The organism is Brevundimonas sp. NPDC090276, assembly GCF_044772165.1.
Taxonomy (GTDB): Bacteria; Pseudomonadota; Alphaproteobacteria; order Caulobacterales; family Caulobacteraceae; genus Brevundimonas.
The window spans coordinates 807275-833834 of the sequence record NZ_JBIVYK010000002.1 but is presented as its reverse complement, the minus strand read 5'-3'; the positions used below and the strand labels follow the sequence as shown (position 1 = coordinate 833834).

Below are 26560 nucleotides of genomic sequence, written 5' to 3'. Positions count from 1 at the left end.
TCCCATGACGTCCGCGACCCCCGCCACGATTGGCATCGACTTTGGCACGACCAATACGGTGGTGTCGCTGACCCACGGCGAAGGCCCGGCGACCCTGGTGCGGTTTCAGGTCGAGGAGAAGGACCTGTTCGCCTTCCGCTCGGCGCTGAGCTTCCAGTTGCACGAAGCACGCGACGGCGGCTCGCCCGAACGGGTGATCGAGGCTGGACCCTGGGCCATCGAGGCCTATGTCGAGGACCCGCTGGAGACCCGCTTCATCCAGTCGTTCAAGACCTTCGCCGCCAGCGCCGCCTTTACCGAGACGCGCATCGACAACCGTCGCTATCGTTTCGAGGATCTGCTGTCGGCCTTCCTGCTGCGGCTGAAGCACCATGCCGACGGGGCGATGGACGCCCTGCCGCCGCGCATCATCGTCGGTCGGCCCGTGACCTTCGCCGGGGGCAATCCGAACGAGGCGCTGGCGCTGGAACGGTATGAGGCGGCCTTCGCGCGTCTGGGCTTTACCGACATCCGCTACGCCTACGAACCCGTCGGCGCGGCCTTCTTCTTTGCGCGCGAGCTGAAGCAGGACGCCAATGTCCTGGTTGCCGACTTCGGCGGCGGTACCAGCGACTTTTCCATCGTGCGGTTCGAGCGGGCCGACGGCGCGCTGAAGTCGACGCCGCTGGCGCGGTCCGGCGTGGGCGTCGCGGGCGACGCCTTCGATTATCGGATCATCGACCAGCTGGTCTCGCCGGAACTGGGCAAGGGCAGCCTGTATCGGGCCTTTGATAACCGCCTGCCGATCCCGCAACGCTACTACAGCGCCTTCGCGCGCTGGGACCAACTGGCCCTGCTGCGGGCGTCCAAGGACATGCGGGACATTCGCGGTCTGGCCACGACGGCGCTGGAGCCCGAGAAGATCGAACGCCTGATCGAGGTGCTGGACGACAACCACGGCTATGCTCTCTATCGCGCCGTCTCGGGCCTGAAAGAGGCCCTGTCGCGCGACGAAGAGGCGGTCTTTTCCTTCCTTGCCGGATCGGTGCGGATCGAGAAGCCGGTCAAACGCGCGGATTTCGAGGGCTGGATCGCGCCGGAGCTTCAGGCGATGGAGGCCGCCGTCGACGAGGCCATGACCCAGTCGGGTCTGGACGGGACGCAGATCGACCGCGTCTTCCTGACCGGCGGCACCTCCTTCGTGCCGTCGGTGCGCGACATCTTCATCCGCCGCTTCGGCGCCGACCGCATCGAGACCGGCGGCGAGTTCGAATCCATCGCCTCGGGCCTGGCCCTGATCGGGCGCGAGGCGGACCTGGACCTGTGGAGCCAGAAAGCCGTCTAGTCCCTGTCAGGCGCGCCCAGCGGGAAGTAGGCGCGGTAAGGTCGGGCCTCGTCCACGGCCCGCACCATCGACGGCCGGGCCAGCAGCCGGGCGCGATAGGCCCTCAGCGTGGCGAACCGGTCGTCGATGGGATGGGTCCAGTCAGCGTAGAACAGCGCGGGGGCGGCGGCGCAATCGGCCAGGCTGAAGCCATGGTCGGTCGCCCATTCCCGCCCCGCCAGCCGTTCGTCCAGCCAGGCATAGGCCGTTTCCAGCATCTGCTTGGCCTCGGCCACGCCGTAAGGATCGCGGTCTGCCTCGGTGCGTATCGCGTTGAAGACGACCTTCTGTTGCGGCGACGAGATATAGTTGTCGAACATCCGGTCCATCATTCGCACCTCAACGGCGGCGGCCGGATCGTCGGGGATCAGGCGCACCGGGCCGGGGTGATGGACGGCCAGATGCTCGATGATCGAAGTGGTCTCGAAGATCGTGCGGCCGTCGTCCTCCAGCACGGGAAACCGTTTCAGCGGCCACAAGGCCGCCAGCGCGGTCATCGACGCCTCGTCCTCCAGCAGTTTGAACTCGAACGGGGTGTCGTTCTCATACAGCGCGATCAGCGCCTTCTGGCAGTAGGAGGAGAAGGGGTGAGCGTAGAGCTTCATGCGCGTCTTCCTTTCGACGATCGGCTACTGTCTGTTCCCTGAGGCTTCAAGGCACAGCTAGGGATGGAAAACGAAAACCAAACAGGGGTATGTGACTTGCATGGAAGAGCAAGCCCAGCCCAAAAAATCCGCTCGCGTACGCGCCGATGCGATCAAGCTGTTTCGCTGCAAAAACCTGATTGCGGTGATCGAAAATCCACACGACATGAAGAACATCGGCACCGTCATTCGCAATGTAAACGCGATGGGTGTCGAGAAGGTCTACGTTGTAGATGAGCGTCGTCTCTTGTCTGGTGATTGGCACGAACTGCGTGACGAGAAGGCGCTATCAAAGACCTCTGTGTCCGCCGTGAAGTGGACATTTGTGAAGCGCTTTGACAGCACCGACGAGTGCTTTGACTATCTCGAGAGCAATAATTTCAAATCGATCGTCACCTCACCGCACGTGAAGGGCAAGGAGTCCATTTACTTGGATGAGGGGGACTATACGGTCCACCCCAAGCTGGCCGTGTGGTTCGGCAGTGAATCGGTTGGGATCAGCGATCGAGCTGTCGAGCGAAGCGAGACGTGCGTCAGCATTCCGATGTTCGGCATGATTGAAAGCCTTAACCTCGGAACGAGTTCTGGCATCGTTTTGTACGAGGTTGCGAAGCAAAGGCGCGAGTATCAAAGCCGCTATCGGTTGCGCGACCAGAGGGGGGAACGCGCCGTTCCGCTGCCGACGGTCATGGAACCGAGCGCCTAGCTCGCAGCCGCCGGAATTTGACCCCTCCGCCTCCCGATGCCAGATCGCGGCCCTCAGTATTGCGAGGAGCGCCCCATGACCATCACCCTGTACGGCATCAAGGCCTGTGACACGATGAAGAAGGCGCGCGTCTGGCTGGACGGGCAGGGCGTGGACTACGCCTTTCATGACTACAAGGTCGCGGGCGCGAACAAGGCGGATCTGGAGCGCTGGATCGCCGGGCATGGCTGGGAGACGGTGCTGAACCGCGCCGGGACCACCTTCCGCAAGCTGTCGGACGCGGACAAGGCCGACCTGAATGCCGACAAAGCCGTCGCCCTGATGCTGGCCCAGCCGTCGATGATCAAGCGGCCGGTGCTGGACCTGGGCGACGGTCGGACCCTGGTGGGCTTCAAGCCTGAACGCTACGCCGAGGTGTTTGGAGGCTAGTCCTCGACCTCGGTTTCCGGGCGGTCGTGGCCGTCCGCGCGCTCGGTTATCCACTGGCCGGAACTGTCCTCGAACTCGATCCACGAGGTGCGGTCCGGGACCTGCTGCTCGCGCGAGACCGCGACGGCGGCGGCGCGCGCGGCGGCATGGGTGGCGAAGGTTTCGGAGAAGCTGTCGCCCAGCTTGTAGGCCCAGCCGCCGTCATGGGGGACGATGCGGTAAACGATACGGGTCACGCGGTCTCCTTTACGCGAGGGCCGACGACAGGCGACGGCGGTGGGACAGAAGCTGGAAGGTCACGCCGAGGATCAGCAGGACCAGCAGGGTCAACTGGAAACCGACCACCAGCGGATCCTCGACGCCCGAGGCGACCGGATCGCCCGCCGGCAGCCGGGTCAGGGTCTCGGTGACGCTGGGCAGCAGCAGGGTGAAGTAGGAAATGCTGAGGGCGATGGTCTCGATCGACCAGCGATAGCGGGCCAGCGGCTTGATGAAGCCGACCGTCGCTCCGACCGTCAGCGAGATCAGGCTCAGCGCCGCCACGGCGGCCCCCGGCGGGGTCTTGATGACGAAGATGGCCGAGATCGCGCCGATGAACATGAAGACCAGATAGGCCTTGCCCCATCGCGTGGCGGGATCGATCCGGCCGTGCATCAGCAGCAGGATCAGGCCGATGGGCACGGCGGGCAGGCTGCCGAGCGTATGAAACCAGCCCAGCGCAGACAGTTGGGGCAGCATGGCGACACCTCAGGTTCAGGAGGAAGGATCAAGGCCACTGCACGCGCGAACAACGCCGCGTCGCCACCGTTGAACGGGCCGGGTCTGCTGTCGAGTCACGCTGTGGTGACGTCTGCGCCGCCTTACAAAGAGTTCATGCAGTGATTTGCATCCATTCAGTGTGATCGCCGCCTCTTGTTATCAGAAGGCCGCAGCGTCACGCTCGGCTACACTTTTAAGAAGGGGCGAAACCCATGGCGGAAGAATTCATTCCCATAGCGTTCTTCATCATGATCGGCGCGATCGTGCTCGTGCCGGCTTGGCTGAAGAGCAAGGAACGCAAGGAGATGCAGGCGACCCTGCGCTCCGCCATCGAGAAGGGGCAGCCGCTGCCGCCGGAAGTCATCGACTCGCTGAGCAAGGACAATATCAAGCCGCCGGTGACGGCCGCACGCGACCTGCGCGTCGGCGTCATCCTTCTGGCGGTCAGCTTGGGCATCGCGCTCTTTGGCTACATGGTCAGCTTCGCCGAGATGGACGCCTTCTATCCCATCGCCGGCAGCGCCGCGGTGCCCGGCATGATCGGTCTGGCCTTCATCGTCCTGAGCATCTTCAACAAGAACAAGGGCTGAGGGACGGCGGGGAGGGGAAACCGTCATGGCCAAGCCTTTACGCGATCTGCACGACGTAGAGCTCGCCGCCCTGTCGGCGGCGGGCGGGCGTCGCGAGTTCGGGGAGCTGGTGCGTCGCCACAGCCCGGCGGTGCGCGGACTGCTGCGTCGGATGGGGGCGCAGCCCGCCCTGGCCGACGACGTAGCCCAGGACGCCTTTCTGCTGGCGTTCGAGAAATGCGCCGAGTTTCGGGGCGAGGGGACTTTCGGCGCCTGGATCAAGCGCATTGCAGCGCGCATGTACCTGAAGCGTCGTTCGAAGGACGCCCGCTATGTGGCTGAAATTGAAAACGACGAGGTCGCGCCCAATGTCGACAGCGCCGGGCGTATGGATCTGGACGAGGCGATGAAGGGGCTGACTGAACCGGAGCGCCTGTGCGTCTCCCTGTGCCACGGGGCGGGCCTGTCCCATCCCGAAATCGCGGCCGCCATTAATTTGCCGCTTGGAACGGTGAAATCTCATGTCAAGCGTGGTCTGGATAAACTTCGGGCCCGGCTCCAGCCGGAACCGGTTGCTCACGGGAGCGCGTCCCATGTCGGTTGATGAGTTCGACCCTGCCATCGAGCGCCTGTTCGCCAAGGCTCCGGCCTTCGCCGATTCGGCCCAGTTCGAGGCCGGCGTGGCGGCGAAACTGAACAAGTCGTCGCGTTTCAGAACCGCGGCCCTGTCTGTCGCGGGCCTGGTCGGGGGCGTCATTGCCGTGCGCGAGGTTCTAAGCGTTGATTTCAACTTCGCCTCGTCGTCCGTGTCTGCATCGGCTGGGTCACAGCCTGCCGCACAGGGGCTGAACATGGCGGGTGTGGACGCCGCGCAAGCCGTTCAGTCCTTGCTGGATCGCGTCGGCGTGTCAGGGTTGGACATGAGCAGCATGGGGGGAATGCAGCTGTTCTGGGCCACCGCCGGGGTGCTGGTCGCCTTGCTCGCGGCGGGGGTCGTGAAGCTGTCGCAGGAAATTTGAGCGCCGTTTTCCTGACGAAGTCGCGACCTACTGCTGAAATTTCAGGTCGCGGCGTAAACGCCTGCGTTGCGGGCGCGACGCCGACCCTCTAGGGTCGCGCCGGTTTAGCGACCAGTCTTGGCAGCGGTTTTTGGGGCGACGTTTCGTGGTTGATGTCTTCGAACAAGTCGAGGAGGAGCTTCGCTCCGATCGATACAAGCGTATGGCCCGCACCTGGCTGCCGATCGGCGCCGGCCTGCTGGCGGTCGCCCTGGTCGCCGCCCTGGCCTGGTGGGGATGGCAGAGCTATCAGACCAATCAGGCCGACAAGGCCTCGGCCGCCTATGACCGCGGCATGATCGCTTTGCAGGCCAACAACCCGTCGGGCGCCGACGCCGCCTTCGCCGAAGCCGTCAAGACGGGCAACGGGGCCTACAAGGCCCTGGCCCTGATGCAGCAAGCCGGTATCGCCGTTTCGGCCAACAAGACCGAGGACGCCGTCAAGCTGTTCGACGAAGCCGGCAAGGCCTCGCGCGATCCGATCATCGCCGACGCCGCGGCGCTGAAGGCCGTCTTCCTGATTATGGACACCGCACCCCTGGCCGACATCCAGAAGCGTCTGGAGCCGCTGGCCAAAGACAAGCGTCCGCTGCACGCCTTCGCCCAGGAAGCCCAGGCCATGGCCCTGCTTCAGCATGGCAAGACCGCTGACGCCCGCCAGATCTTTGTGCAGTTGCAACTGGGTCAGGACGTGCCTGATTCGATTCGCCAGCGCGCTCAGGCCGGCGTTCAGGCCGTGGATTCCGGCACCGCCGCCGGTCTGGCCGCCATCGTCAAGGCCGCTGCTGCGACGCCGGCGCCCGTTGCCGCCCCGGCCCCCGCTGCTGTCCCGGCTCCCGCTGCTGAGGCGGCGCCCGCCGCCGCCCGCCCGTAATCGACGCTTTCAGGACGCCATCCATGAATCGTACGCTGAAAGTCGCCCTGTTGTGCGGCCTCGCTTTGACCGTCGCTTCGTGCGGCACCGTACGTAACGCCCTGCCGTTCGGCCTGGGCAAGCCTAAGGAAGACGTCGCCAAGGCGTCCGAAGGGCAGCGCATCTCGATCCTGGAGTTCGAACAGCAGTTGGCCCCCTCGGCCGCCCTGTCGGGTCGTGACTTCTTCCTGCCGGGTCCGCAGGCCGCGACGGCCTGGACCCAGCCCGGCGGCAATGCCGACAACTCGGTCGAGCACGTCATCGCTGCGCCGGAATTCTCGGTCGCCTGGAAGCGCAACATCGGCGTCGGGTCCAGCAACAGCCGTCAGGTGATGGCGCCAGTCGTGGCCGACGGCGGCAAGGTCTTCGTGCTGGACGGCGAGGCCGGCGTGACCGCCGTCGACGCCGGTTCGGGCGCTGTGCTTTGGAAGGCCGACGTCAAGGTCGACGAACACGACAAGGGGAAACGATTCCTCGGCATCGGTTTCGGTGGCGGCGCGGGCGGTGGCGGCTTTGGCGGCGGCGTGGCCGTCGGCGGCGGCAAGGTCTTCGTGTCCTCGGGCTATCGCACCATGACGGCGCTGGACGCCGCGACGGGAGCCGTGGTCTGGCGCTCGACGGTCGACCTGCCGATCCACGGCGCGCCGACGGTGTCTGGCCAGCGCGTTTTCGTCATCGATGTCGACAACCAGCTGATCGCCTTCAACGTGAACACCGGCCAGCAGGACTGGTCCTATCGCGGTATCACCGAGCCGGCTCGCATCATGCGCGCCTCCAGCCCGGCGGTCAGCGGCGATACGGTGATTGCGCCCTTCTCGTCGGGTGAACTGGTCGCCCTGCGCGCCTCGAACGGCCAGCCGGTGTGGCAGGAGGTCCTGTCGCGGACCAGCCGCACCAGCGCCCTGTCGGAAATCCGCGACATCGCCGGTCGCCCGGTCATCAGCCGCGGCGTCGCCTATGCGGTCAGCCACTCGGGCGTTCTGCAGGCCATGGACATCCGTTCGGGGCAGCCCAAGTGGTCCCTGCCGGTCGCGGGCGTCAATGCGCCCCTGCCTGTTGGTGATGTGGTCTATGTCGTCTCCAAGGCGGGCGAGCTGACCGTGGTCAACCGCGACAGCGGCCAAGTCTACTGGACGCGCGACCTGAACGAGGGTCGCGTTCGCCAGGAAGGCGGTGTGCTGGGCATCGGCAAGCGCACGGTGCGCCCTGTCTGGTCAGGCCCTATCCTGGCCTCCAACCGGTTGGTGCTGGTCAATTCGGATGGCGAGGCCGTGGCCTTTGATCCGAAAACCGGCGCGCAGCAATCCAGCCTGAAGCTGGGCTCGGCGGCGTTTATCGCCCCTGCAGCCTACAACGGCGCGCTCTATGTCCTGACGGACAAGGGCGAACTGGTCAGCATCCGCTGATCTTTTCTCTGTTTTTGAGTTAGAAAGCCGACATGGCTCTAAAAGTCGCCATCGTCGGCCGGCCCAACGTGGGCAAGTCGACACTGTTTAACCGACTCGTCGGCAAGCGTTTGGCGCTTGTCGATGATCGCCCGGGCGTGACCCGTGACCGTCGCTATGCCGATGGCAATATCGGCGACATGGATCTGACGCTGATCGACACGGCCGGCTACGAAGACGTTACCGATGACAGCCTTGAGGCCCGGATGCGCGAGCAGACCGAGGCAGCCCTGGACGACGCCGAAGTGGTCATGTTCATGATGGACGCCCGCGAGGGCGTGACGTCGCTGGACCGCATCTTCGCCGACCGTCTGCGCAAGGTGCACAAGCCGATCATCCTGCTGGCCAACAAGTCCGAAAGCCGTGAGAGCGGCGGCGGCGTCGGCGAGGCCCATGCTCTGGGCTTCGGCGAGCCGGTCGCCATCTCGGCTGAGCACGGCGAGGGCATGGCTGACCTGTATCAGGCCCTGCTGGCGGCCTCGTCGGACATCTTCGTCGAAGAGGTCGACGAGCCGGACAAGCCGATCCGTATCGCCATCATCGGCCGGCCCAATGCGGGCAAGTCGACGCTGATCAACCGTATGCTGGGCGAAGACCGGCTGCTGACCGGCCCTGAGGCCGGCATCACCCGCGACTCGATTTCTGTCGACTGGGAATACGAAGGTCGGGCGATCCGTTTCGTCGACACCGCCGGGATGCGCCGCAAGGCTCGCGTTCAGGAGAAGTTGGAAAAGCTGTCGGTCGCCGACACCATCCGCGCCATCACCTTCGCCGAGGTGGTTGTTTTGGTGATGGACAAGGACGACGCCTTCGACACCCAGGACCTGCAACTGGCCGACCTGGTCGAGCGCGAAGGCCGCGCCCTAGTCTATGTCGCGTCCAAGTGGGACCTGGAAGAAGAGCCGCAGGCCAAGATGGCCGAGCTGAAGCGTCTGGCTGAAAACAAGCTGCCGCAGCTGAAGGGTTCGCCCTTCGTGGCCCTGTCGTCGCACAGCGGCCGTGGGGTCGAGCGACTGATGCCGGCCATCATCAAGGCCTATGAAACCTGGTCGGTGAAGGTCAAGACCAAGGACCTGAACACCTGGCTGGCCATGGCCACACAGAGGCACCCGCCGCCCGCCGTAAACGGCAAGCGCGTGAAGCCGAAATACATGGCCCAGACCAAGGCGCGTCCTCCCACCTTCGTGCTGATGGCCAGCCGGGCGTCGGATATGCCCGAGCACTATCAGCGCTATCTGGTGAACTCGCTGCGCGAGAGCTTCGACCTGCCCGGCACGCCGATCCGACTGACGGTCAAGTCCGGCTCGGCCAACCCCTATGCCGAGGGCGGCGCCAAGTCCGGCCCTGAACGCTACAAGGGTGACGCCAAGACGGCGCCGCGCAAGGTGTTGAAGGCCGAGAAGGCCGCCGAGGCTCTGTCGAACCTGCCCGGCAAGGCGCTGGAGCAGAAGAAGTCAGGCATCAAGCCCAAGGTGAAGGCTCTGGGCGGTCTGAAGGCCAGCTCCAGCAAGAAGGCCGGCCAGTCCATCGCGGTGCAGAAGGGCGCGCGCGGCGGCGCCCGCCAGGTCTCGCGATCGGGCCGGGTCCGCACCGGCCAGAAGCACGCGCCGAAGAAGTAGGCCGCCTCACGGGCTGTCGTTAAAGGGCGAGCGGTCGGCGACGACGGCTCGCCCTTTTTCTTTTCGGGAACCTTGATGCCTAATCGCGCGTCCAAGGCTGCGGACGGAGCGCGCCATGAGCCTGCGGAACCCCGACGACTATGCTGCCCTGGATCAGGCTGATCTGGTGCGCCTGGCCCAGAGCGGCGACCGCGAGGCCTTTCGCGCCATCATGCAACAGGGCAACCAACGCCTGTTCCGTATCGCCAGGGGCGTGGTGGGCGACGACGTCGAGGCTGAGGACGTCTTGCAGGAGGCCTATGCCCGGGCCTTCGCGGCCATCGGCGCCTTTCGCGGCGAGGCTCATGTCCTGACCTGGCTGACGCGAATTGTGCTCAACGAGGCGAGGGATCGGGTGCGGCGGCGTCGGGCCACGGTCGATCTGGATCAGATCGAGCAGGCGCAGCAGACGGCCGAGATCATTCCGTTTCCGGGTACTGGCGGCAGTCCTGAGGTAGACGCGGCCCGGATGCAGATCCGCGGCCTGATCGAGCGGGCCGTGGACGACCTGCCGCCGTCTTTTCGCATCGTCTTCATCATGCGCGACATCGAGGAGTGCAGCATTGAGGAGACGGCGGCCAATCTTCAGATCAGGCCCGAGACCGTGAAGACTCGTCTGCACCGGGCGCGTCGTCTGTTGCGACAGGCTCTGGACGAGCAACTGTCGTCGTCGATGGTAGGGGCCTTTCCGTTTCTGGGCGCGCGCTGCGCCCGTATCACAGGTGTGGTGCTGGAAAGATTGGGTAGGGAGGGGCGACTGAGCGTCGAAACGGGAACCTTTCCCTCGCTCTGATGTCCAATACGGCGACGATGGCGGTCAAGCCGTCGCAGCATAGGAAGAAAGCTCATGTCGAAAGTCATCTTGCTGGCCGGCTTGCTGATGTTCGCTCCGCTTGCGCCCGCCCTGGCTCAGAACGCCGGGCCGACCGATCCCCAGATCGCCCACATCGCTTACACCGCCGGTCAGCTGGATATCGATGCGGCCAAGCAGGCGCTGGAGAAGTCGACCAATCCCCAGGTGCGAGCCTTCGCCGAAACCATGCAGCGCGACCATGCGGCGGTGAACGAGCAAGCCCTGGCCCTCGTCACCCGTCTGCACGTCACGCCTGAAGCCAATCCGACCAGCACTTCGCTCAGCGATGCGGCGGCCACCACGCGTCAGCGTCTGGCGGGTCTGTCCGGCGCAGCCTTCGACAAGGCCTATGTCGACAACGAGGTCGCCTATCACCGCACGGTCAACGAGGCGCTGCGCAAGACCCTGATCCCGGATGCCGACAACGCTGAACTAAAGTCCCTGCTGCAGACGGGGCTGGAGCTGTTCCAGCAGCATCAGGCCCATGCCGAGCACCTGGCTCATGACTTCCCCTAACCTCGGCCCTGACCAGAGATCGGAGCGGCTCTCCCGGCGACGGCTCCTGATGACGGCGGGGGCGCTGGCGGTCGCGCCGGCGCTCCCGGCGGTCGCATCCCCCCGAACCCACACGATCGTGGTCGACAAGATGAAGTTCGGTCCGGCTCCGACAGGCGTGCGCGTCGGCGACACCGTGGCCTGGGTCAACCGCGACCTATTCCGCCACTCGGCGACGTCGCGCAATCGGGCTTTCGACGTGGACCTGCCGCCCGGGGCAACCGGGACGGCGGTGATGCGGACAGCGGGGACCTTTCCCTACGCCTGTCGTTTCCACGCGGCCATGACGGCGCAGGTCGTGGTGGCCGCCTAGGCTGACAGGCCCTGTTTCCAGTCCTTGAAGCTGACGCTCAGGGGCGGGGTGTGGTCGGCGCGGGCCAGTTCGACCATCAGTGGGCCGATCTCCGAAGGATGCGGCAGGACCTCTGGGTCTTCGCCGGGGAAGGCCTGGGCGCGCAGTTGGGTGCGCATCCGGCCCGGGTCGACGATGGCGGCGCGGACCGGCGTGCTTTCGATCTCGTCGGCCCAGCATTTGACCAGGGCCTCGGCGCCGGCCTTGGTGGCCGCATACATGCCCCAGAAGGCGCGGGGGGCGGTGGCGACGCTGGTGGTCAGATAGATGGCGCGACCGGCGTCCGAGGCGCGCAGCAGCGGCTCAAGAGAGCGGATCAGGCGATAGACGCCGGTGAAGTTGATCTTCTCGATCTTGGCGAACTCGCGCGGTTCGGCGTGGGCCACCGGCGTCAGGCCCGACGGACCCATGGTGGCTGCGGCCTGAACCCAGATGTCGAGCTTGCCGAAACGCTCGAACAGGGCGCCGCCCAGACGGTCGATGGCGCCGCCGTCGACCAGGTCGAACGGGACCAGGGTGGCGTGCTGGCCGGTGGCGGCGAAGATGGCGTCGTCCAGGTCTTCCAGGCCGCCTTGGGTGCGGGCGGTCGCAACGACGTGGGCTCCAGCCTTGGCCAGAGCCAGGGCGGTCTCATAGCCGATGCCGCGCGAGGCGCCGACGACCAGGGCGATGCGGTTGGCGAGGGGAAGGGAAGCGTGTTCGGACATGGTGCGCTGATAGCGCGACCCGCCGTCGGGCGAAAGGCTCAGTTCAATAGCCTGAGGCGGGCTGCCACAGACTGAAGCTGACGCCCTGATCGTCGCTGGCGATAGCCGACAGGCCCGACGGGCTTTCCGCCGGCATGGCGGCGTGTCCGCCCAGTTGCCTGACGCGGGCGCAGATCGCGTGAATGTCGTCCACGCGGAAGTAGAGGTGCGAAAAGGCCCGGTGCTCGCCCTTGGTGATGCCGAAGGCCGGATCCGAGCCCTTCACATGGGCGTAGGTCGGGTGCGAGGCGTCTTCGTCGAAGGTCCAGCCGAACAGACCCGCGTAGAAGGCGCGGGCCTTTTCGATATCAGGCGTGTCGAGCGTGAAGTAGCCGAGTTGGATCATACCGCCTTAAGCGGTCACCAGCAGGGAAAGTTGCCCGCCCTTGGCGTCACGGCCGCCCTCGGCGATTTCGCGGTCCAGCAGCCGGGTCGGATAGTCGCCGGTGAAGTAGTGGTCTGTGAACTGGGGCTGGGCCGGATCGCGCGGTCCCACGCCCATGGCGTCGTACAGGCCGTCGATGGACAGGAAGCCGAGCGAGTCGACCTCCAGGATGGCGCGCATCTCGTCCATGGTGTGGGTGGCGGCCATCAGTTGCGTCCGCTCGGGCATGTCGATGCCGTAGAAGTCGGGGAAGAGAATCTGCGGACTGGCCGAGCGCAGGTGAACCTCCTTGGCGCCCGCTGCGCGGACGGCGCGGACCAGCTTCAGCGAGGTGGTGCCGCGCACGATCGAATCGTCGATCAGGACGACGCGCTTGCCTTCCAGAGCAGCGCGGTTGGGGCTGTGCTTCATGCGCACGCCCTTCTGCCGGGCGCCTTGGCTGGGCTGGATGAAGGTGCGGCCCAGATAGTGGCTGCGGATGATGCCCATTTCGTAGGGGATGCCGCTTTCCTGGGCATAGCCCAAGGCTGCCGGCACGCCGGAGTCCGGCACCGGCACGACGACGTCGGCATCGACCTGGAACTCGCGCGCCAGACGGCGGCCCATCTCCTTACGGACGTTGTAGACCGAGCGGCCGTCCACGACGCTGTCGGGGCGGGCGAAGTAGACGTACTCGAACAGGCAGGGGCGGGCGGCGCGGGCCGGGAAGGGCTTGAGCGAGGTCAGGCCGTCCTCGTCGATCACGACCACTTCGCCATGTTCGATATCGCGGATGAAGGTGGCGCCGATGGTGTCGAGGGCGCAGGTCTCGGAAGCCAGCACCCAGGCCTCGCCGACCTTGCCCAGCACCAGCGGACGGATGCCCAGCGGATCGCGCGCGCCGATCATCTTGTAACGGGTCTGGGCGACCAGGGCGTAGCCGCCCTCGATGCGGCCCAGGGCGTCGATGAAGCGGTCGACGATCTTGGCCTTACGGCTGCGGGCGATCAGGTGAAGGATGGCCTCGGAGTCCGAGGTAGACTGGAAGATGGCGCCTTCCGACACAAGTTGGGCGTGCAGGTATTTGAAATTCGTCAGGTTGCCGTTGTGGGCGATGGCGATGCCGCCCTGGTCCAGATCCGCGAACATCGGCTGGATGTTGCGCAGGAAGCTGCCGCCGGCGGTGGAGTAGCGGGTGTGGCCGACCGCGGCGGCGCCGGGCAGGCGGCTGGTCAGCTCGGCGTTGCCGAAGGCCTCGCCCACCAGACCCATGTGGCGCTCGGTGTAGAAGCGCTCGTCGTGGACGCTGGCGATGCCGCAGGCTTCCTGGCCGCGATGCTGCAGGGCGTGCAGGCCCAGGGCGACAATGGACGAGGCTTCGTTGTCGGGCGCGCCCCAGACGCCGCAGACGCCGCACTCCAGTCGGAGCTGGTCATCCTCCGGCTCGCGCCAGTGTTCGCGGTGAACGATGGGATCGGCGATATGGTGGCGCATCGTCAGGCTCCGATGACCGGGACAGGATAACTCAGGCGGCGGCGCCGCGCACGTAGTCCGCCATTGCGTCGAGGGCAAGGCTCATTGATCGGAAAACCCTTCGCGGACGGAAGAACCGACCACGGGAGTCAGGGCGTCGGCGCCCTTTCCCAGCGTCGGCAGCACGACCTGAATGGCCTTGGCCGAGCCGGCGCTGAGAGGCGACAAGGCTGCACCTGTCAGCCAGCGCGGGGGATTGTCGGACATGACGCCCATGATGGTCAGATGTACCGCCCCGATCAGGGCCAGGGCCCGGACCGCGCCAAGCGCCAGACCGAAGACCTGATCGAAGGCACCCAGGGCATTGCCGCGCGCGCCCTTCGAAATGGCGGCGCCAAGGAAGCGCAGGCCGAAATAGAGAATCAGGAAGGTCAGGCCCACAGCCAGCACCGATCCGGCCCAGTCAGGATCGACCAGCGACCGCCCGAAGGGCGCGGTCCAGGGCAGGGTGATCAGGGCCAGCAGCCCCGCCAGGAAGAAGCTGAAGAAGGCCGTGAGCTCGCGCACGCCGCCCCGGAACCAGCCGGCGGCGCCGGAGGCCAGAAGCACAAGGATGACGAAGACGTCGTAGCCGGTCACGCGCGCTGCAATCGCTGAAGAAGGAGAGACCGCCTCAATAGCGGTTTTGGGAGATTCGCTCGACCACCTCGGTCAGCAGTCCCGCGGTCGTCAGGGCCACGTCGCCTTTCTTGACCTTGTCCTTGGCCTGAGCCGGGGCCAGGGCGCGGTCGAAGCCCAGCTTCTTGGCCTCTCTCAGTCGGGCTTCGGCGCGATTGACGGCGCGGACCTCGCCCGACAGGCCGATTTCGCCGAAGACGACGCAGCCTTGCGGCAGGGGCTTGTCCAGGGCCGAGGAAATCAGCGCGGCGGCGGCGGCCAGGTCGGCGGCGGGCTCGTTGATCCGCAAGCCCCCTGCAATGTTCAGATAGACGTCCTTGTCCCCGAAGCCGAGACCGCAGCGCGCCTCCAGCACGGCCAGCAGCATGGCGAGGCGACCATTGTCCCAGCCCACGACCGCGCGTCTTGGCGTGCCGTATGCAGAGGGAGCGACAAGGGCCTGAATTTCAACCAAAACGGGGCGGCTTCCTTCGATCCCGGCGAAGACGGCGGCGCCTGGCGCGCGGTCCTTGCCTTCGCCGAGGAAGAGGGCGGACGGGTTGGTGACTTCACGTAATCCGACGTCGCTCATCTCGAAGACGCCGATCTCGTCGGTGGCGCCAAAGCGGTTCTTGCCGGCGCGCAGGATGCGGAAGGGGTAACCGCGCTCGCCCTCGAAGCTGAGGACGGCGTCGACCATGTGCTCGACCACGCGCGGCCCGGCGATCTGGCCGTCCTTGGTGACGTGGCCGACCAGGATGATGGCGGGGCCGCCGTCCTTGGCGAGGCGCACCAGTTCGGCGGCGCAGGCGCGGACCTGGGTGACCGAGCCGGGCCCGGCCTCGTGGGCGTCGGACCACAGGGTCTGGATGGAATCGATGATGACGATGTCGAACTTGTCGCGCTTCAGCGTCGTCAGGATTTCGCGCAGCGCCGTCGCGGACGCCAAGGACACGGCGGCGTCGGCCACGCCCATGCGCTTGGCGCGGGCGCGGATCTGCTCGATTGCTTCTTCGCCCGAGATATAGGCTACGCGGGCGCCATTTCTGGCCGCCTTGGCCGTGACCTCCAGCAGCAGGGTGGACTTACCCACGCCGGGATCGCCACCCAGCAAGATGGCTGAGCCGGGCACCACGCCGCCGCCGCAGACGCGGTCGAACTCGGTCACGCCGGTGACGATGCGCGGCGGCTCGGGCGTGTCGGACTGCAGGGTCTCGAACGTCAGGCCGCGCCCGCGCGCCGTGGAGGCGGGCTTCATCGCGCCGGGCGGGGCCGATTTCGATTCCTCGGCCAGGCTGTTCCATTCGCCGCAGCCGGAGCATTGCCCCGACCACTTGGAATGAACCGCCCCGCAGGACTGACAGACATAGAGAAGGGTGTCGCGCGCCATGCTCCTGACCTAGCAGGAATCGCGGCGCGGGCGAGGGGCTTTGCGGGATGATACGTCCGGTTTTGACGCAGGATGGCGTGGCCGGGTTGCATTGAGCCTCATAAGCTCGTCATCCTGCCAAGCTATAGCGTCGTTACGACTCAACCCCCGCCGAGGCCCTCATGACCGCTCCGAACCCGCCCGCCATCGATCCGGGCCTCGTCGCCCGCGTGCAGAACATTCTGATGCGGCCCAAGCTGGAATGGCCGGTCATCGAGGCCGAATACGCCACGACGCGCAGCCTGTTCGCCCGCTACGCCATGCTGCTGGCCGCCATCGGTCCGGTCGCCAGCCTGATCGGCGGGCAGTTGTTCCCGATCTCCATCTTTGGTTCGGTGATGCGCACGCCCATGGTCGGCGGCGTGCTGGGCGCCATCGTCACCTGGGGCCTGTCGCTGCTGTCGGTCTTCGTTCTGGGCCTGATCATCGACGCCCTGGCCCCGACCTTCAACGGGACCAAGGACAAGGTGCAGTCGATGAAGGTCGCCGTCTATTCGATGACAGCGGCCTGGGTAGCATCCATCTTCAACCTGTTCCCGGCCCTGGCCTGGCTGGGTGGGCTGCTGGGCCTCTATGGCTTCTACCTACTCTATCTCGGCTTGCCGGCCGTGATGAAGGCGCCGCAGGACAAGGCGCTGGCCTACACCGCCGTCGTCGTGATCTCGGCCATCGTGCTGTGGATGGTGGTCAGCGCCATCGCCGCCGCCGTGGTCGCCAGCTTTGTGGTCGGCACGGTTGGCCTGGGCGCGCTGGCGCTGAGCTGATCTAGCCGACGTAGAGGCGCGGCACGCGCGGCGTGATCGAGGTCAGCATTTCGTAGCTGATGGTTCCCGCCGTCGTCGCCGCGTCGTCCACCAGACGATTGGCGCCGAAAATCTCGACCGTGTCGCCAGCCGCCACGTCCAGGCCGGTGACGTCCACCGCCAGCACGTCCATCGACACCCGGCCGATGATGGGGCGAAGCTCGCCCGCCACCCAGACCTGACCGCGCGGGCTGTTGCTGCGCATGACGCCGTCGGCATAGCCGGTCCCGCAGGTCGCCACGCGCATCGGCGCCTCGGCGCGGTAGCCTTGCGAATAGCCGACCGTCTCGCCCGCCGGCACGTCGCGCACCTGCATGATCTGGGCGTTCAGCGTGGCCACCGGGGCGATGCGGCTATCCGGCTTGCCCTCGGGCCCGCCGCCGTAAAGGCAGATGCCCGGCCGCACCACGTCGAAGGCGAAGTCGGCCCCCAGGAAGCAGCCGCCTGAGTTGGCGAAAGAGCGCGTCACGCCCGGATAGCGGGTGACCGCCGCCGCATAGGCGTCGCGCTGGGCGCGGTTCAGCGGATTGGACGGCTCGTCGGCGCAGGCCAGGTGGGTCATCACCAGCTCGAGCCCCTCGAACGGCTCGGGCGCGTCCTCGACGCGGAAGCCCAACCGGTTCATGCCGGTGTCCAACTGCAGGCCGCAGGCGCCGCCGCCCGCCGCCGTCCAGGCTTCGATCTGGCCGGGCTGATTCAGGACGGGGCGCAGGTTGGCCGCCTTGATCATGGCCGCCGACGATCCGTGGCAGCCGTCCAGCACATAGATGACCGGTTCAGGCCCGATGGCCTCGCGCAGCAGCACGCCCTCGGCCGCCCGCGCCACGAAGAAGGTCCGCGCGCCCTCGGACATCAACCGCTTGGCCACGGCGGCGGCGCCAAGACCGTAGCCGTCGGCCTTGACGACCGGGTTGACCGGTACGCCGGTCAGGCCTTGCAAGGTGTGGAAATTGCGCGCAAGGGCGCCGAGGTCGACGGTGAGGGAGGCGGGGAGGGACATGAAGGCCCTTATGCCGCAAGATTTGTGCGGCGCCACGACCTTTGGGGCGAATTACTCGGGAATATCCGCATAGGCGCCGTAGCGGTCGTCGTGGGCCAGGTTGCCGAAGCGGACGGTGTCGGCGTCGAAAGCTAGTTTGACGATGCCGATGGGGCCGTGACGCTGCTTGCCGATGACGACTTCCGCCTGGCCTTGCAGCCTGTCCATGTCCTGCTGCCATTGCAGGTGCTCTTCGGTGCCTTCGCGCGGTTCGGCCCGGCCCAGGTAGTAGCTCTCGCGATAGACGAACATGACGCAGTCGGCGTCCTGCTCGATCGAGCCGGATTCACGCAGGTCGGACAGTTGAGGGCGCTTGTCGTCGCGCTGCTCGACCTGACGCGACAACTGCGACAGGGCGATGATCGGCACGCCCAGTTCCTTGGCCAAGGCCTTCAGGCCGCCGGTAATTTCGGACACTTCCTGCACGCGGTTTTTCTGGCCGCCGCCTTCGCCCGTCGTGACCAACTGCAGGTAGTCGACGATGATCAGGTCCAGGCCGTGCTCCATCCGCTTCAGGCGCCGCGCGCGCGCCGCCAGCTTGGAGATGGAGATGCCGCCGGTGGCGTCGATATAGAGGGGGCTCTCGCCGATCTCGACCGCCGCGTCGCGCAGCTTGCCGAAGTCCGAGGCGTCGATCTCGCCCTTGCGCAGCTTGTCCGAGGACACGCCCGAGGCGTCGGCCAGAATACGCATGGCCAGCTGCTCGGCGCTCATTTCCAGCGAGTAGAAGGCGACGACGCCGCCGTTGACCGTCTTTCGGCCCTCGGGCGTCGGCTCCCACTGGTAGGCGCGGGCCACGTTGAAGGCCATGTTGGTGGCCAGCGCCGTCTTGCCCATCGACGGACGGCCGGCGAGGATCAGAAGGTCGGACGGGTGCAGGCCGCCCAGCTTGCGGTCCAGGTCGACCAGGCCGGTGGCCAGACCGGCCAGCTTGCCCTCACGCTGATAGGCCTCGCCCGCCATTTCAACGGCGCCGGCCAGGGCGGTGGAGAAGTTGACGAAGCCCGACGAGGGTTTGCCCGTCTCCGCCAGCGAATAGAGGGTCTGTTCGGCCTGTTCGATCTGTTCGTCGGCGGGCGTGTCGGGGTTGGGCGCTTCCTTGATCATCTCGCCCCCGATGCGGATCAGGTCGCGACGCAGGGCCAGGTCGTAGATGACCCGGGCGTAGTCGGGGGCGTTGGCCGCCGGCGGCGCGCGGTCCACCAGATCGGCCAGATAGCGCAGGCCGCCGAACTCGTGGAAGGCTGGGTCCTGCTTGAAGCGCTCCATCAGGATCGTCGGCTCGGCCAGCAGGCCCTGACGGATATGGTCCTCGATCGCCTCAAACAGTCGCTGGTGGAAGGGCTCGTACATGTGCGAGCCGCGCAGACGGTCGCTCAACCGCTCGAACACGGCGTTGTCGAACATCAGCGAGCCCAGCAGCGCCTGCTCCGCCTCCAGATTGTGGGGCATGGACGAGACGGAGACCTGATCGTTTCCGTAGGGCATGGGGGCGAAGGCGTTCATTGAAGTACGCATAGCCCTAAGCGCGTCCTGCGTCAGATGCGGCCGTCGCCTTGGTCGTGGACAGGCGGCGGCGTCTGTGGACGGTCCGGAAAACCTCAGTCGGATCAGGGGCGATCTGATGCGCCGCAGGGGTAGCGTTCGGCCATCCAGTCGCGCACGGCCTGGGTGATGCTGTCCTGACGACGGACGGCGGGCAGGCTGTTGAAGCGGGCCAGCAGGGTCTGGGCCGTGATCCCTGTGCCTGACGGCGGTATGCAGGTGGCGGGCCTTTGACCCGCCTGAATGGCCGAGGCCTGTTCGCTCTTGACGGTCAGGACCGCCTGTTTGACCTCGCCGATCAACTGATGCGTGTCAGGGCGCAGAAGGGCCGTGGCGTTGTGCGGAATGCGCTGAGCGATGGCCATGAACTGCTGCACCGTCATGTCCGAGGCCAGGACGGAGGAAGCGGCGGCCAGCCAGAGGACGGCGGCGATCAGGAGCGCACGCAACGGCATGGCGGGGAGATGGGAAGCGGCGGCCTCACGGCAAGCGAGGCCGGTGAAGGCGGATCAGGCCGAGCAGGGATGCTCCGCCGCCATCCACTCGCGCACGGCCTGGGTCACGCTGATGTTGCGCCGCGCCGCCGGGATGGCGTTGAAGCGGGCCAGCAGGGCGTCGGCGGACAGGCTGACCTTCTCGGGCATGCAGGTGGCGGGGCGGCGGCCGGCCGTCCGGGCGGCGTCTTGTTCGCTGCGGACTGTTGCGAAGGCCTGCTTGGTCTCGTTCATCAGTCGTCGCGTGTCCGACCGCAGCAGGGCGGTCGGGTTGCGCGGGATGCGGTTGGCCGAGGTCAGGAACTCGTGAACTGTCATGGCGCTGGCGCTGCTGGCCCACAGGCTGGCGGCGAGAGCGAGGACGAGCGTGGTTTTCTTCATGCGGACCCCTACGATTGGAACGGCCCAGCTTGATTGCATGTCGGTGGCGGAACAATGGCCGTTGAACGCGCTCAGGTTTCCAGTGGAACCGTCGGCAGGGTGTTGGGATAGATCCGCTCAATGTCCCCGCCCGCCGCTGTGGCCGAGCGCGCCATGCGAAAGGCGTTTACAGGCTGGGTCTCGCCGATCCACAGGGCGTTGATCAGGTGGTCGGCGTAAGGGTCGTCGGTATTGGGGTGGATCAGGATCTTCAGGCCCAGGTGATTCAGCATCAGCCAGGGAATGACCGTCGGGACCTGATCATTGGTGAAGCCGAAGTAGAAGGAGGGCGTGGTGTGCGGGCCGCGCGGGCCTTCATTCCATTCGCCCAGCTCCACCTTGAAGCGGTGGATGACCCAGTCGCGCAACTGGGTCGCGCGATAGGCCGTGTCCTCGTTGAAATAGATGTGGGCGTGATAGCTGCTGATCTCGGTGTAGGCGCGCGGAGCAGCAGGCAGGTCGACGCCGCGCGGCAGCGGCTCGGGCGGACCCTTGGGGCGGGCGCCCCAGGGGCTGAGGGTGCTTTCGTCGCCGACCTGAACCGCTGCTTCGGCCGGTCGGGACGCAGCGGCCGCAGCGGTCGCCGCCGCAGCCGCTACGCCGCCCCCGACCAGCAGGGCCCGGCGCGAGGCGGAGGGGAGGGCTCCCTCGCGCTCGGGACTCGCCGTCGTCACCACTTCACGCTCAGACGGGCATAGCCGTAGCGGCCGTTGAAGCCGAAGGGCGAGTAGTAGGGGAAGCCCAGGACGCCGTTGCTGTTCAGCGTCTCGGGGACGAAGTCCGGGTATTCGTCGAAGACGTTGTCCACGCCCACCGCGACGCCGATCCGATCTGTGATCTGGAAACGTCCTTCCAGATCAACCGTGGTCTTGGCCCCAGTCGAATAGTCGTTGGCCGGGGTCGAACCAGGCTGCAGTACATCGGCGTAGTAGGTGGCCCGCGCCGTCGCGCCCCAGCGACCCAGGCTCCAGTCGACCGAACCAGAGACCTTCGTGTCCGGCGTGCCTTCCTCAATGGTGAGGATACGGCTGCGCGCGAACAGCGTGGGAACCGGGTTCAGGACCGAGGACGAGGTCGGCAGCTTGGTCACGCTGACGTCGTTGATGTTGGCGGCGACGGTGAAGTCCCAGTTCCCGGCGCTTACGGTCCGCAGGCGATAGCGACCGACCACGTCCACGCCCTCAGTCTCGGTCGTCACCCCGTTCAGGAAGAAGCGCGCCGCCTGAACGCCCAGCGGGTCCAGCAGACCGGCGACCTGGGGGGAGAAGCTGCGATTGATCAGTTCGGACAGGACGATCTGGTCCTCGATGGTGATCTTGTAAGCGTCCACCGTCAGGTCGAAGTTGCCCAGGCGAACGACTGCGCCCAACGAATAGTTGGTGGACGTCTCGGGCTTCAGCGCCCTGGCGCCCAGGGCCGTGGCGACCTGGCTGGTGGCCGGGAAGGTGCCGGTTTCGACCACAGCGCCGTTCTGGATCACTGAGGAAGTCGAGGTGAAGAAGCTCTGCTGCAGCGACGGGGCGCGGAATCCAGTCGAGACCGAGCCGCGCAGGGCGAAGTTGGGGCTGAAGTCATAGCGGGCCGCCAGCTTGCCAGTCTGGGCGTCGCCGAAGTCGGAATAGTCCTCGACCCGCAGGGCGCCTTCGACCGTGAACTTGTCCGTCAGCGGGATTTCCACGTCGGCGTAGAGGGCGACGGCGTCGCGGTCCTCATCCACTTCGTTCGAGGGCTGGAAGCCGACGAAGCCTTGCGCGCCGCCGGCCAGGGCAGTGTTGGGGCCCAACGGGCCGCGGTTCCAGGATTCCGGCTGGCCGGCCTCGATCTTGTAGCCTTCGCGACGGGCTTCCAGGCCCCAGGCGAAGTTCAGCGGGCCGCTGAGGCCGACCTCGAACTGGCGGGTGAAGTCGGCGCCGAAGACGAGCTGGTCATAGATCAGGCTGCCGGAATCGAAGCTGGTCGGCGAGGCCGCGCCATAGGTGGCGTTCAGCGAGTCCTCGGTGCGGAAGTCCAGGGCGTTGCGGCCATAGACGAGGCTGAAGTCGGCGCTCCACCCGGCGATCTCGCCCTTCACACCGCCCGCCAGCGACAGATCTTGCGAGTTGATGGCGATCTTGGGCAGGAAGCCGTTGGGGTAGATGGACGGCACGTTGTTGGCGTTGTTGGCCAGACGGGGGAAGGCGGCGCCTTCGCTGTCGCGGTTCTGATAGCCGGCCCAGCCATAGGCGTCCCAACCGGCAGTCAGAGGCTTTCCGGCGTTGGCGAAGACGGTCCACTGCTCGACCTTGGGATCGCCCAGACGCGCGGTGACGGCGTTGGGGGTGACGCGCGGGTCCAGATCGGAACGGTTGGTGGGCTCACGGTTGAGATACTCGGCGGAGAGGGTCAGGTAGCCGTCGGAGCCCAGGCCAAGACCCTGCCAGGCCGAGGCGGTGACCGTGCGGCCGTCGGTCTCGTCGCGCTCGCCGCGCGCGGTCTTCACCGTCGTGGCGTACTGGCCGTAGGTGACGCTGGCGCCGCCGCCCTCGCGAGCTTCTTTCAGGCGCAGGTTGATGACACCGGCGATGGCGTCCGAGCCGTATTGCGCCGAAGCGCCGTCGCGCAGCACCTCGACCCGGTCCAGAGCGCCGGTCGGGATGGCGTTCAGATCGACTGCGGCCGAACCGCGACCGACTGTGCCGTTGACGTTGACCAGGGCCGAGGCGTGACGACGCGTGCCGTTTACCAGCACCAGGGTCTGGTCGGGCGACAGGCCGCGCAGGGTGGCGGGGCGGATGGAGTCGGAGCCGTCATTCGCCGACGGACGGGCGAAGCTCAGCGACGGCACGGTCTGGGCCAGGGCGGCGGCGAACTCGGTGGTGCCGCGGTTGGACAGGGTCTCGGCGGTCACGACATCGACGGGAGCCAGGGTGTCCAGGCGCGACCGGCTGGGCACGCGGCTGCCGGTGACGACGATGTCGTCGATTGCGGTGGCGTCGGTGTCGGCGGTGGGGGCGGAGGCTTCCTGGGCGGAGGCCGCTCCGGCGATCAGCAGGGCGGCGCCGGACGCGGCGAGAAACAGACTGGAACGGTAGGCGAAGGTCATCTCGAGAGGTCAGCTTTTCTGATTTGGACGCAAGGAAGCGGGCGCCGCCGTTGAGCGGCGTCGTGGGACTGCGTCGATTGTCTGGGTGGTCAGGGCCGGCGGCGGACCGGCCGGAAGGCGATCAGCGGCGGGCGGGACATCGCGCCGGTCGAATGACCGGGCGGTGCGTGGTGGCGTACAGGCGCATTCGCATCTTCATCTCCTGCCCATCGGGGAGGATGAGCCATGGCGATATTGCGGTGCGAAAGCGGCGCGGAATATCGAGAATATGTCGCCTGACGTGTAGAAAAACTCAACGGATAGGCCAAGAAAAAGGGGCGCGTCCCGAAGGATGCGCCCCTTGATCGATACCGTCAGTCGACAGATCAGGCTTCGTCGCCGAAGCCTTCTTGTTGACCGGCGCCGCCTTCGATCAGTTCTTGGGCGGCTTGTTCGGCGGCGTTACGCTCGTCGTCGAACTGGGCGCGGATGACATCCTCGCCCTTGGCTTGACGCTCGGCTTCTTCGGCCGAACGCGCGATGTTGATCTTGACCGTGGCGCGGACCTCGGGGTGCAGGCGAACCGGCACTTCGTGGACGCCCAGCGACTTGATCGCGACGTTCAGGACGACTTGCGAACGCTCGACCTTGCCGCCTTCGGACTGAATGACTTCAGCCACGTCGCGACCGGCGACCGAACCGTACAGGTGACCGGTTTCACCGGCCTGACGGATCATGACGTAGGTCTGGCCGTCGATCTTGTCGGCGACCTTCTGAGCTTCGGCCTTGTTCTTCTCGTTGCGGGCTTCGATAGCCGCGCGGTCGAGTTCGAACGCCTTGAGGTTGGCCGAGGTCGCACGACGAGCCTTGTCGCGCGGCAGCAGGTAGTTACGAGCGAAGCCGTCCTTGACGGTGACGACGTCGCCGATGGCGCCGAGGTTCTCGACGCGTTCCAGCAGAACGACCTTCATCTTACTTCACCACGTACGGCAGGAGGGCCAGGTAGCGAGCGCGCTTGATGGCCTTGGCCAGTTCGCGTTGCTTCTTGGCGGAAACGGCGGTGATGCGCGAAGGCACGATCTTGCCGCGTTCGGAGACGTAACGCTGCAGCAGCTTCACGTCCTTGTAGTCGATCTTCGGCGCGTTGGCGCCCGAGAACGGGCAGACCTTGCGGCGACGGTAGAAGGGGCGACGGCCGGCCGAGCCGGAGCCGGCCGGGGCGCCCGGGATGGGAGCGGTGGTGTCGGTCATGATCCGGTTCCTTATTCCGAGGCCGCAGCTTCGTCGGCGCGCGGGGCGCGATCGCGATCGCGCTCACGTTCACGACGGGCCAGCAGGGGCGACAGTTCCAGGTCGAGTTCCTCGACGCGGACGGTCAGCCAACGCAGAACGTCTTCGTTCAGCGACAGCTGACGCTCGACTTCGGCCACGGCGGCAGCCGGAGCGTCGATGGCGAGCAGGGAATAGTGAGCCTTGCGGTTCTTCTTGACCCGGTAGGTCAGGTTGCGCAGACCCCAGTACTCGATCTTGGCGACGCTGCCGCCGCCTTCTTCGATCAGAGCCTTGATGGTGTCGTTCAGCGCTTCGGCCTGTTGCGCCGAGATATCCTGGCGCGTCATGACCGTGTGCTCGTAAAGAGCCATGCGGTAGTCTCCCTTGTGGGCATCGGCGTGAATGGGACCGGGTAGTCCTGTCCACGATGGCTCCTGAAGCGGCGGCCGGGATGACTTCCCGAACCCTTTGGCGTTCCGCAACAGGACCGAAGCCCTGGAAAGGCGGCGCGTATAGGCGAAAAAGCCCGCCAGAGCAAGGCTGGAGCTGGGGCGGGGCGAGGTTGGGTGACCGGCGTTGCCAAGCGCGGCCGAAACAGAGGATGGTTTTTCGCCTGACCGGAGACGCCGCATGACCTCATCCGAGCCGAACGCACTGCTGAAAAGGCGCTGGTCCCTGATCGGGCCAGGCATCGTCGTGGCGGCGACGGGCGTGGGGGCGGGGGATCTGGTGGCGACCCTGATCGCCGGGTCGCGCTTCGGCTACGCTTTGCTGTGGGCGGCCATCGTGGGCACGGTGTTGAAGATCGCCCTGGCCGAGGCGGTGGGGCGTTGGACCCTGGCGAGCGAACGCTCGATCTTTGACGGCTGGTCCAGCCTGGGGCGGGGGCTGTTGCCGGGCGCTATCGGCGGGCGGCTGAACTGGGCCGGACTCTATTTCGGCCTCTATGTCGTCATCTGGGGCTTTGTGTACGGGGCGGCGGCCATGACGGCGACGGCCCTGCCGCTGGCGGCGTTGTTCCCGGCGCTGGACCTGAAGGCCTGGGGCATGCTGAGCGGGATCGCCGGGCTGACCTTTGTCTGGTTCGGCGGTTACGGCCTGTTCGAGAAGGTGATGACGGCCTGCGTCGGGGTGATGTTCGTCACCGTGGTCGGTCTGGCCGTGATCGTGACGCCGGATATTCCAGCCCTGCTGACTGGCCTGTGGCCGACCCTGCCGCAGGGATCGGTCTTCTATACCCTGGGCCTGATCGGCGGGGTGGGCGGGACCATTACCATGGCGGCCTATGGCTACTGGCTGAACGCCAAGGGATGGAAGGGGCCGAGCTGGATGTCGGTGATGCGGCTGGACAACCGGGTGGCCTATCTGGTCACCGGCGTCTTCGTGGTGGCCATGCTGATCGTCGGGGCCGAACTGTTGCACGCGGCGGGCATCGCGCTTCAGGGCGGCGACCGGGGCCTGCTGGATCTGGATCAGGTGCTGAGGGAGCGGTTCGGGCGGCCGATCTCCATCCTGTTCCTGGTCGGCTTCTGGGCCACCAGCTTCTCCAGCCTGTTGGGCGTCTGGCAGGGCGTCAGCTTGATGTTCGCCGACTTCACGGCCCATGTGCGGGGCAGGGCGGACGATGAGGCTGTGCGCGGCGACCGTAGCCGGGCGTTCCGGGGCTACGCCCTGTGGCTGACCTTCCCGCCCATGGCCCTGCTGTTCATCGAGCGGCCGTTCGGCCTGATCGTGGCCTATGGGGTGCTGGGCAGTCTGTTCATGCCCTTCCTGGCGGGGACGTTGCTGTGGCTGCTGAACAGCGACCGAGTGCCGAGGGAATGGCGCAGTCATGGTCTGTCGAACGCCATGCTGGGGGCGGCGGCCATGTTGTTCGCCGTTCTGGCGGGCAAGGAATTGATCGGCCTGATCCCGTTGTAGGCGGCGCAATCCTCGCAGGAGTTTCACAAAAGC

31 protein-coding genes are annotated in these 26560 nt (G+C 66.4%); 14 read left to right on the top strand and 17 right to left on the bottom strand.

Features of this window, described 5'->3' with window-relative positions; all coding sequences use genetic code 11:
• Positions 1 to 4 precede the first annotated feature (4 nt).
• A complete protein-coding gene (locus ACIQTU_RS09890) occupies positions 5 to 1324 on the top strand; it encodes an Hsp70 family protein (protein ID WP_400545988.1) in 1320 nt (439 codons plus the stop codon).
• Here the strand turns inward: ACIQTU_RS09890 and ACIQTU_RS09885 are convergent.
• Positions 1321 to 1968: a glutathione S-transferase family protein gene (locus ACIQTU_RS09885; RefSeq protein WP_400545985.1), complete on the bottom strand. Its 648-nt coding sequence runs from the start codon at positions 1966 to 1968 to the stop codon at positions 1321 to 1323. The genes ACIQTU_RS09890 and ACIQTU_RS09885 overlap by 4 nt on opposite strands.
• 100 nt (positions 1969 to 2068) lie before the next feature.
• Between ACIQTU_RS09885 and ACIQTU_RS09880 the strand changes: the two genes are divergently transcribed.
• Positions 2069 to 2713, top strand: a complete 645-nt coding sequence (locus ACIQTU_RS09880; protein WP_400545982.1) for a TrmH family RNA methyltransferase — start codon at positions 2069 to 2071, stop codon at positions 2711 to 2713.
• A 75-nt stretch (positions 2714 to 2788) separates the two neighbouring features.
• Positions 2789 to 3142: an ArsC family reductase gene (locus ACIQTU_RS09875; RefSeq protein WP_400545979.1), complete on the top strand. Its 354-nt coding sequence runs from the start codon at positions 2789 to 2791 to the stop codon at positions 3140 to 3142.
• Here the strand turns inward: ACIQTU_RS09875 and ACIQTU_RS09870 are convergent.
• Together ACIQTU_RS09870 and ACIQTU_RS09865 are read right to left on the bottom strand one after the other, a co-directional pair.
• A complete protein-coding gene (locus tag ACIQTU_RS09870) occupies positions 3139 to 3378 on the bottom strand; it encodes a DUF2188 domain-containing protein (protein WP_400545976.1) in 240 nt (79 codons plus the stop codon). The genes ACIQTU_RS09875 and ACIQTU_RS09870 overlap by 4 nt on opposite strands.
• Before the next feature lie 10 nt (positions 3379 to 3388).
• A complete protein-coding gene (locus ACIQTU_RS09865) occupies positions 3389 to 3880 on the bottom strand; it encodes a hypothetical protein (protein ID WP_400545973.1) in 492 nt (163 codons plus the stop codon).
• A gap of 233 nt (positions 3881 to 4113) precedes the next feature.
• Between ACIQTU_RS09865 and ACIQTU_RS09860 the strand changes: the two genes are divergently transcribed.
• From ACIQTU_RS09860 to ACIQTU_RS09820, 9 genes are all read left to right on the top strand, one after another.
• Positions 4114 to 4491, top strand: a complete 378-nt coding sequence (locus ACIQTU_RS09860) for a DUF6249 domain-containing protein (RefSeq protein WP_400545970.1) — start codon at positions 4114 to 4116, stop codon at positions 4489 to 4491.
• 25 nt (positions 4492 to 4516) lie between these two features.
• On the top strand, positions 4517 to 5074 hold the full coding sequence (locus ACIQTU_RS09855) for an RNA polymerase sigma factor (protein ID WP_400545967.1): 558 nt from the start codon (positions 4517 to 4519) through the stop codon (positions 5072 to 5074).
• Positions 5064 to 5489, top strand: a complete 426-nt coding sequence (locus ACIQTU_RS09850; protein WP_400545964.1) for a hypothetical protein — start codon at positions 5064 to 5066, stop codon at positions 5487 to 5489. Before ACIQTU_RS09855 ends, ACIQTU_RS09850 begins: the two co-directional genes overlap by 11 nt.
• A 202-nt stretch (positions 5490 to 5691) precedes the next feature.
• The gene (locus ACIQTU_RS09845) at positions 5692 to 6402 is read left to right on the top strand and encodes a tetratricopeptide repeat protein (RefSeq protein WP_400545962.1); all 711 of its coding nucleotides are present in this window, start codon (positions 5692 to 5694) and stop codon (positions 6400 to 6402) included.
• Positions 6403 to 6425: 23 nt separating this feature from the next.
• Positions 6426 to 7847 (top strand): PQQ-binding-like beta-propeller repeat protein, encoded by a 1422-nt coding sequence (locus ACIQTU_RS09840; protein ID WP_400545959.1) that lies wholly within the window; start codon positions 6426 to 6428, stop codon positions 7845 to 7847.
• A gap of 32 nt (positions 7848 to 7879) precedes the next feature.
• Positions 7880 to 9505 (top strand): ribosome biogenesis GTPase Der, encoded by a 1626-nt coding sequence (gene der, locus ACIQTU_RS09835; protein WP_400545956.1) that lies wholly within the window; start codon positions 7880 to 7882, stop codon positions 9503 to 9505.
• A gap of 115 nt (positions 9506 to 9620) precedes the next feature.
• Positions 9621 to 10337 (top strand): RNA polymerase sigma factor, encoded by a 717-nt coding sequence (locus tag ACIQTU_RS09830; RefSeq protein ID WP_400545953.1) that lies wholly within the window; start codon positions 9621 to 9623, stop codon positions 10335 to 10337.
• 54 nt (positions 10338 to 10391) lie between these two features.
• Positions 10392 to 10913, top strand: coding sequence for a DUF4142 domain-containing protein (locus tag ACIQTU_RS09825; protein ID WP_400545950.1), 522 nt, complete (start codon positions 10392 to 10394; stop codon positions 10911 to 10913).
• Positions 10914 to 10962: 49 nt separating this feature from the next.
• Positions 10963 to 11265, top strand: coding sequence for a cupredoxin domain-containing protein (locus ACIQTU_RS09820; protein ID WP_400545947.1), 303 nt, complete (start codon positions 10963 to 10965; stop codon positions 11263 to 11265).
• Here the strand turns inward: ACIQTU_RS09820 and ACIQTU_RS09815 are convergent.
• The 5 genes from ACIQTU_RS09815 to radA all read right to left on the bottom strand — a co-directional run bounded on the left by ACIQTU_RS09815 (position 11262) and on the right by radA (position 15934).
• Positions 11262 to 12011 carry an SDR family NAD(P)-dependent oxidoreductase gene (locus ACIQTU_RS09815; RefSeq protein WP_400545944.1) on the bottom strand — a complete coding sequence of 250 codons (750 nt, stop codon included), beginning with the start codon at positions 12009 to 12011 and terminating at the stop codon, positions 11262 to 11264. The two genes, ACIQTU_RS09820 and ACIQTU_RS09815, sit on opposite strands and share 4 nt — an antisense overlap.
• A 43-nt stretch (positions 12012 to 12054) precedes the next feature.
• On the bottom strand, positions 12055 to 12396 hold the full coding sequence (locus ACIQTU_RS09810; protein WP_400545941.1) for a VOC family protein: 342 nt from the start codon (positions 12394 to 12396) through the stop codon (positions 12055 to 12057).
• 6 nt (positions 12397 to 12402) lie between these two features.
• Entirely contained in the window at positions 12403 to 13908 is a 1506-nt protein-coding gene (purF, locus tag ACIQTU_RS09805) for an amidophosphoribosyltransferase (RefSeq protein WP_400545938.1), read from the bottom strand.
• A gap of 81 nt (positions 13909 to 13989) precedes the next feature.
• Positions 13990 to 14526: a CvpA family protein gene (locus ACIQTU_RS09800; RefSeq protein WP_400545935.1), complete on the bottom strand. Its 537-nt coding sequence runs from the start codon at positions 14524 to 14526 to the stop codon at positions 13990 to 13992.
• 34 nt (positions 14527 to 14560) lie between these two features.
• The gene (gene radA / locus ACIQTU_RS09795; RefSeq protein WP_400545932.1) at positions 14561 to 15934 is read right to left on the bottom strand and encodes a DNA repair protein RadA; all 1374 of its coding nucleotides are present in this window, start codon (positions 15932 to 15934) and stop codon (positions 14561 to 14563) included.
• 161 nt (positions 15935 to 16095) lie between these two features.
• Here radA and ACIQTU_RS09790 point away from each other — a divergent pair, with 161 nt between their 5' ends.
• Positions 16096 to 16737 carry a Yip1 family protein gene (locus tag ACIQTU_RS09790; RefSeq protein WP_400545929.1) on the top strand — a complete coding sequence of 214 codons (642 nt, stop codon included), beginning with the start codon at positions 16096 to 16098 and terminating at the stop codon, positions 16735 to 16737.
• A 1-nt stretch (position 16738) separates the two neighbouring features.
• Here the strand turns inward: ACIQTU_RS09790 and alr are convergent, their stop codons facing one another.
• From alr to rpsF, 9 genes are all read right to left on the bottom strand, one after another.
• On the bottom strand, positions 16739 to 17776 hold the full coding sequence (alr, locus tag ACIQTU_RS09785) for an alanine racemase (RefSeq protein ID WP_400545926.1): 1038 nt from the start codon (positions 17774 to 17776) through the stop codon (positions 16739 to 16741).
• A 51-nt stretch (positions 17777 to 17827) separates the two neighbouring features.
• A complete protein-coding gene (locus tag ACIQTU_RS09780; RefSeq protein ID WP_400547102.1) occupies positions 17828 to 19321 on the bottom strand; it encodes a replicative DNA helicase in 1494 nt (497 codons plus the stop codon).
• Between the two features lie 104 nt (positions 19322 to 19425).
• A complete protein-coding gene (locus tag ACIQTU_RS09775; RefSeq protein WP_400545923.1) occupies positions 19426 to 19815 on the bottom strand; it encodes a hypothetical protein in 390 nt (129 codons plus the stop codon).
• A gap of 54 nt (positions 19816 to 19869) precedes the next feature.
• The gene (locus ACIQTU_RS09770; protein ID WP_400545920.1) at positions 19870 to 20235 is read right to left on the bottom strand and encodes a hypothetical protein; all 366 of its coding nucleotides are present in this window, start codon (positions 20233 to 20235) and stop codon (positions 19870 to 19872) included.
• A 71-nt stretch (positions 20236 to 20306) separates the two neighbouring features.
• Positions 20307 to 20948 carry a DOPA 4,5-dioxygenase family protein gene (locus tag ACIQTU_RS09765; protein ID WP_400545917.1) on the bottom strand — a complete coding sequence of 214 codons (642 nt, stop codon included), beginning with the start codon at positions 20946 to 20948 and terminating at the stop codon, positions 20307 to 20309.
• Positions 20945 to 23356 carry a TonB-dependent receptor plug domain-containing protein gene (locus ACIQTU_RS09760; protein WP_400545914.1) on the bottom strand — a complete coding sequence of 804 codons (2412 nt, stop codon included), beginning with the start codon at positions 23354 to 23356 and terminating at the stop codon, positions 20945 to 20947. Before ACIQTU_RS09760 ends, ACIQTU_RS09765 begins: the two co-directional genes overlap by 4 nt.
• A 365-nt stretch (positions 23357 to 23721) precedes the next feature.
• Positions 23722 to 24306: a 50S ribosomal protein L9 gene (gene rplI, locus ACIQTU_RS09755; protein ID WP_400545911.1), complete on the bottom strand. Its 585-nt coding sequence runs from the start codon at positions 24304 to 24306 to the stop codon at positions 23722 to 23724.
• A 1-nt stretch (position 24307) separates the two neighbouring features.
• Positions 24308 to 24586, bottom strand: a complete 279-nt coding sequence (rpsR, locus tag ACIQTU_RS09750) for a 30S ribosomal protein S18 (RefSeq protein WP_105564333.1) — start codon at positions 24584 to 24586, stop codon at positions 24308 to 24310.
• Between the two features lie 11 nt (positions 24587 to 24597).
• Positions 24598 to 24978 (bottom strand): 30S ribosomal protein S6, encoded by a 381-nt coding sequence (gene rpsF, locus ACIQTU_RS09745; RefSeq protein WP_292082521.1) that lies wholly within the window; start codon positions 24976 to 24978, stop codon positions 24598 to 24600.
• 259 nt (positions 24979 to 25237) lie between these two features.
• Between rpsF and ACIQTU_RS09740 the strand changes: the two genes are divergently transcribed.
• The gene (locus ACIQTU_RS09740; protein WP_400545906.1) at positions 25238 to 26527 is read left to right on the top strand and encodes an Nramp family divalent metal transporter; all 1290 of its coding nucleotides are present in this window, start codon (positions 25238 to 25240) and stop codon (positions 26525 to 26527) included.
• Positions 26528 to 26560: the final 33 nt, after the last annotated feature.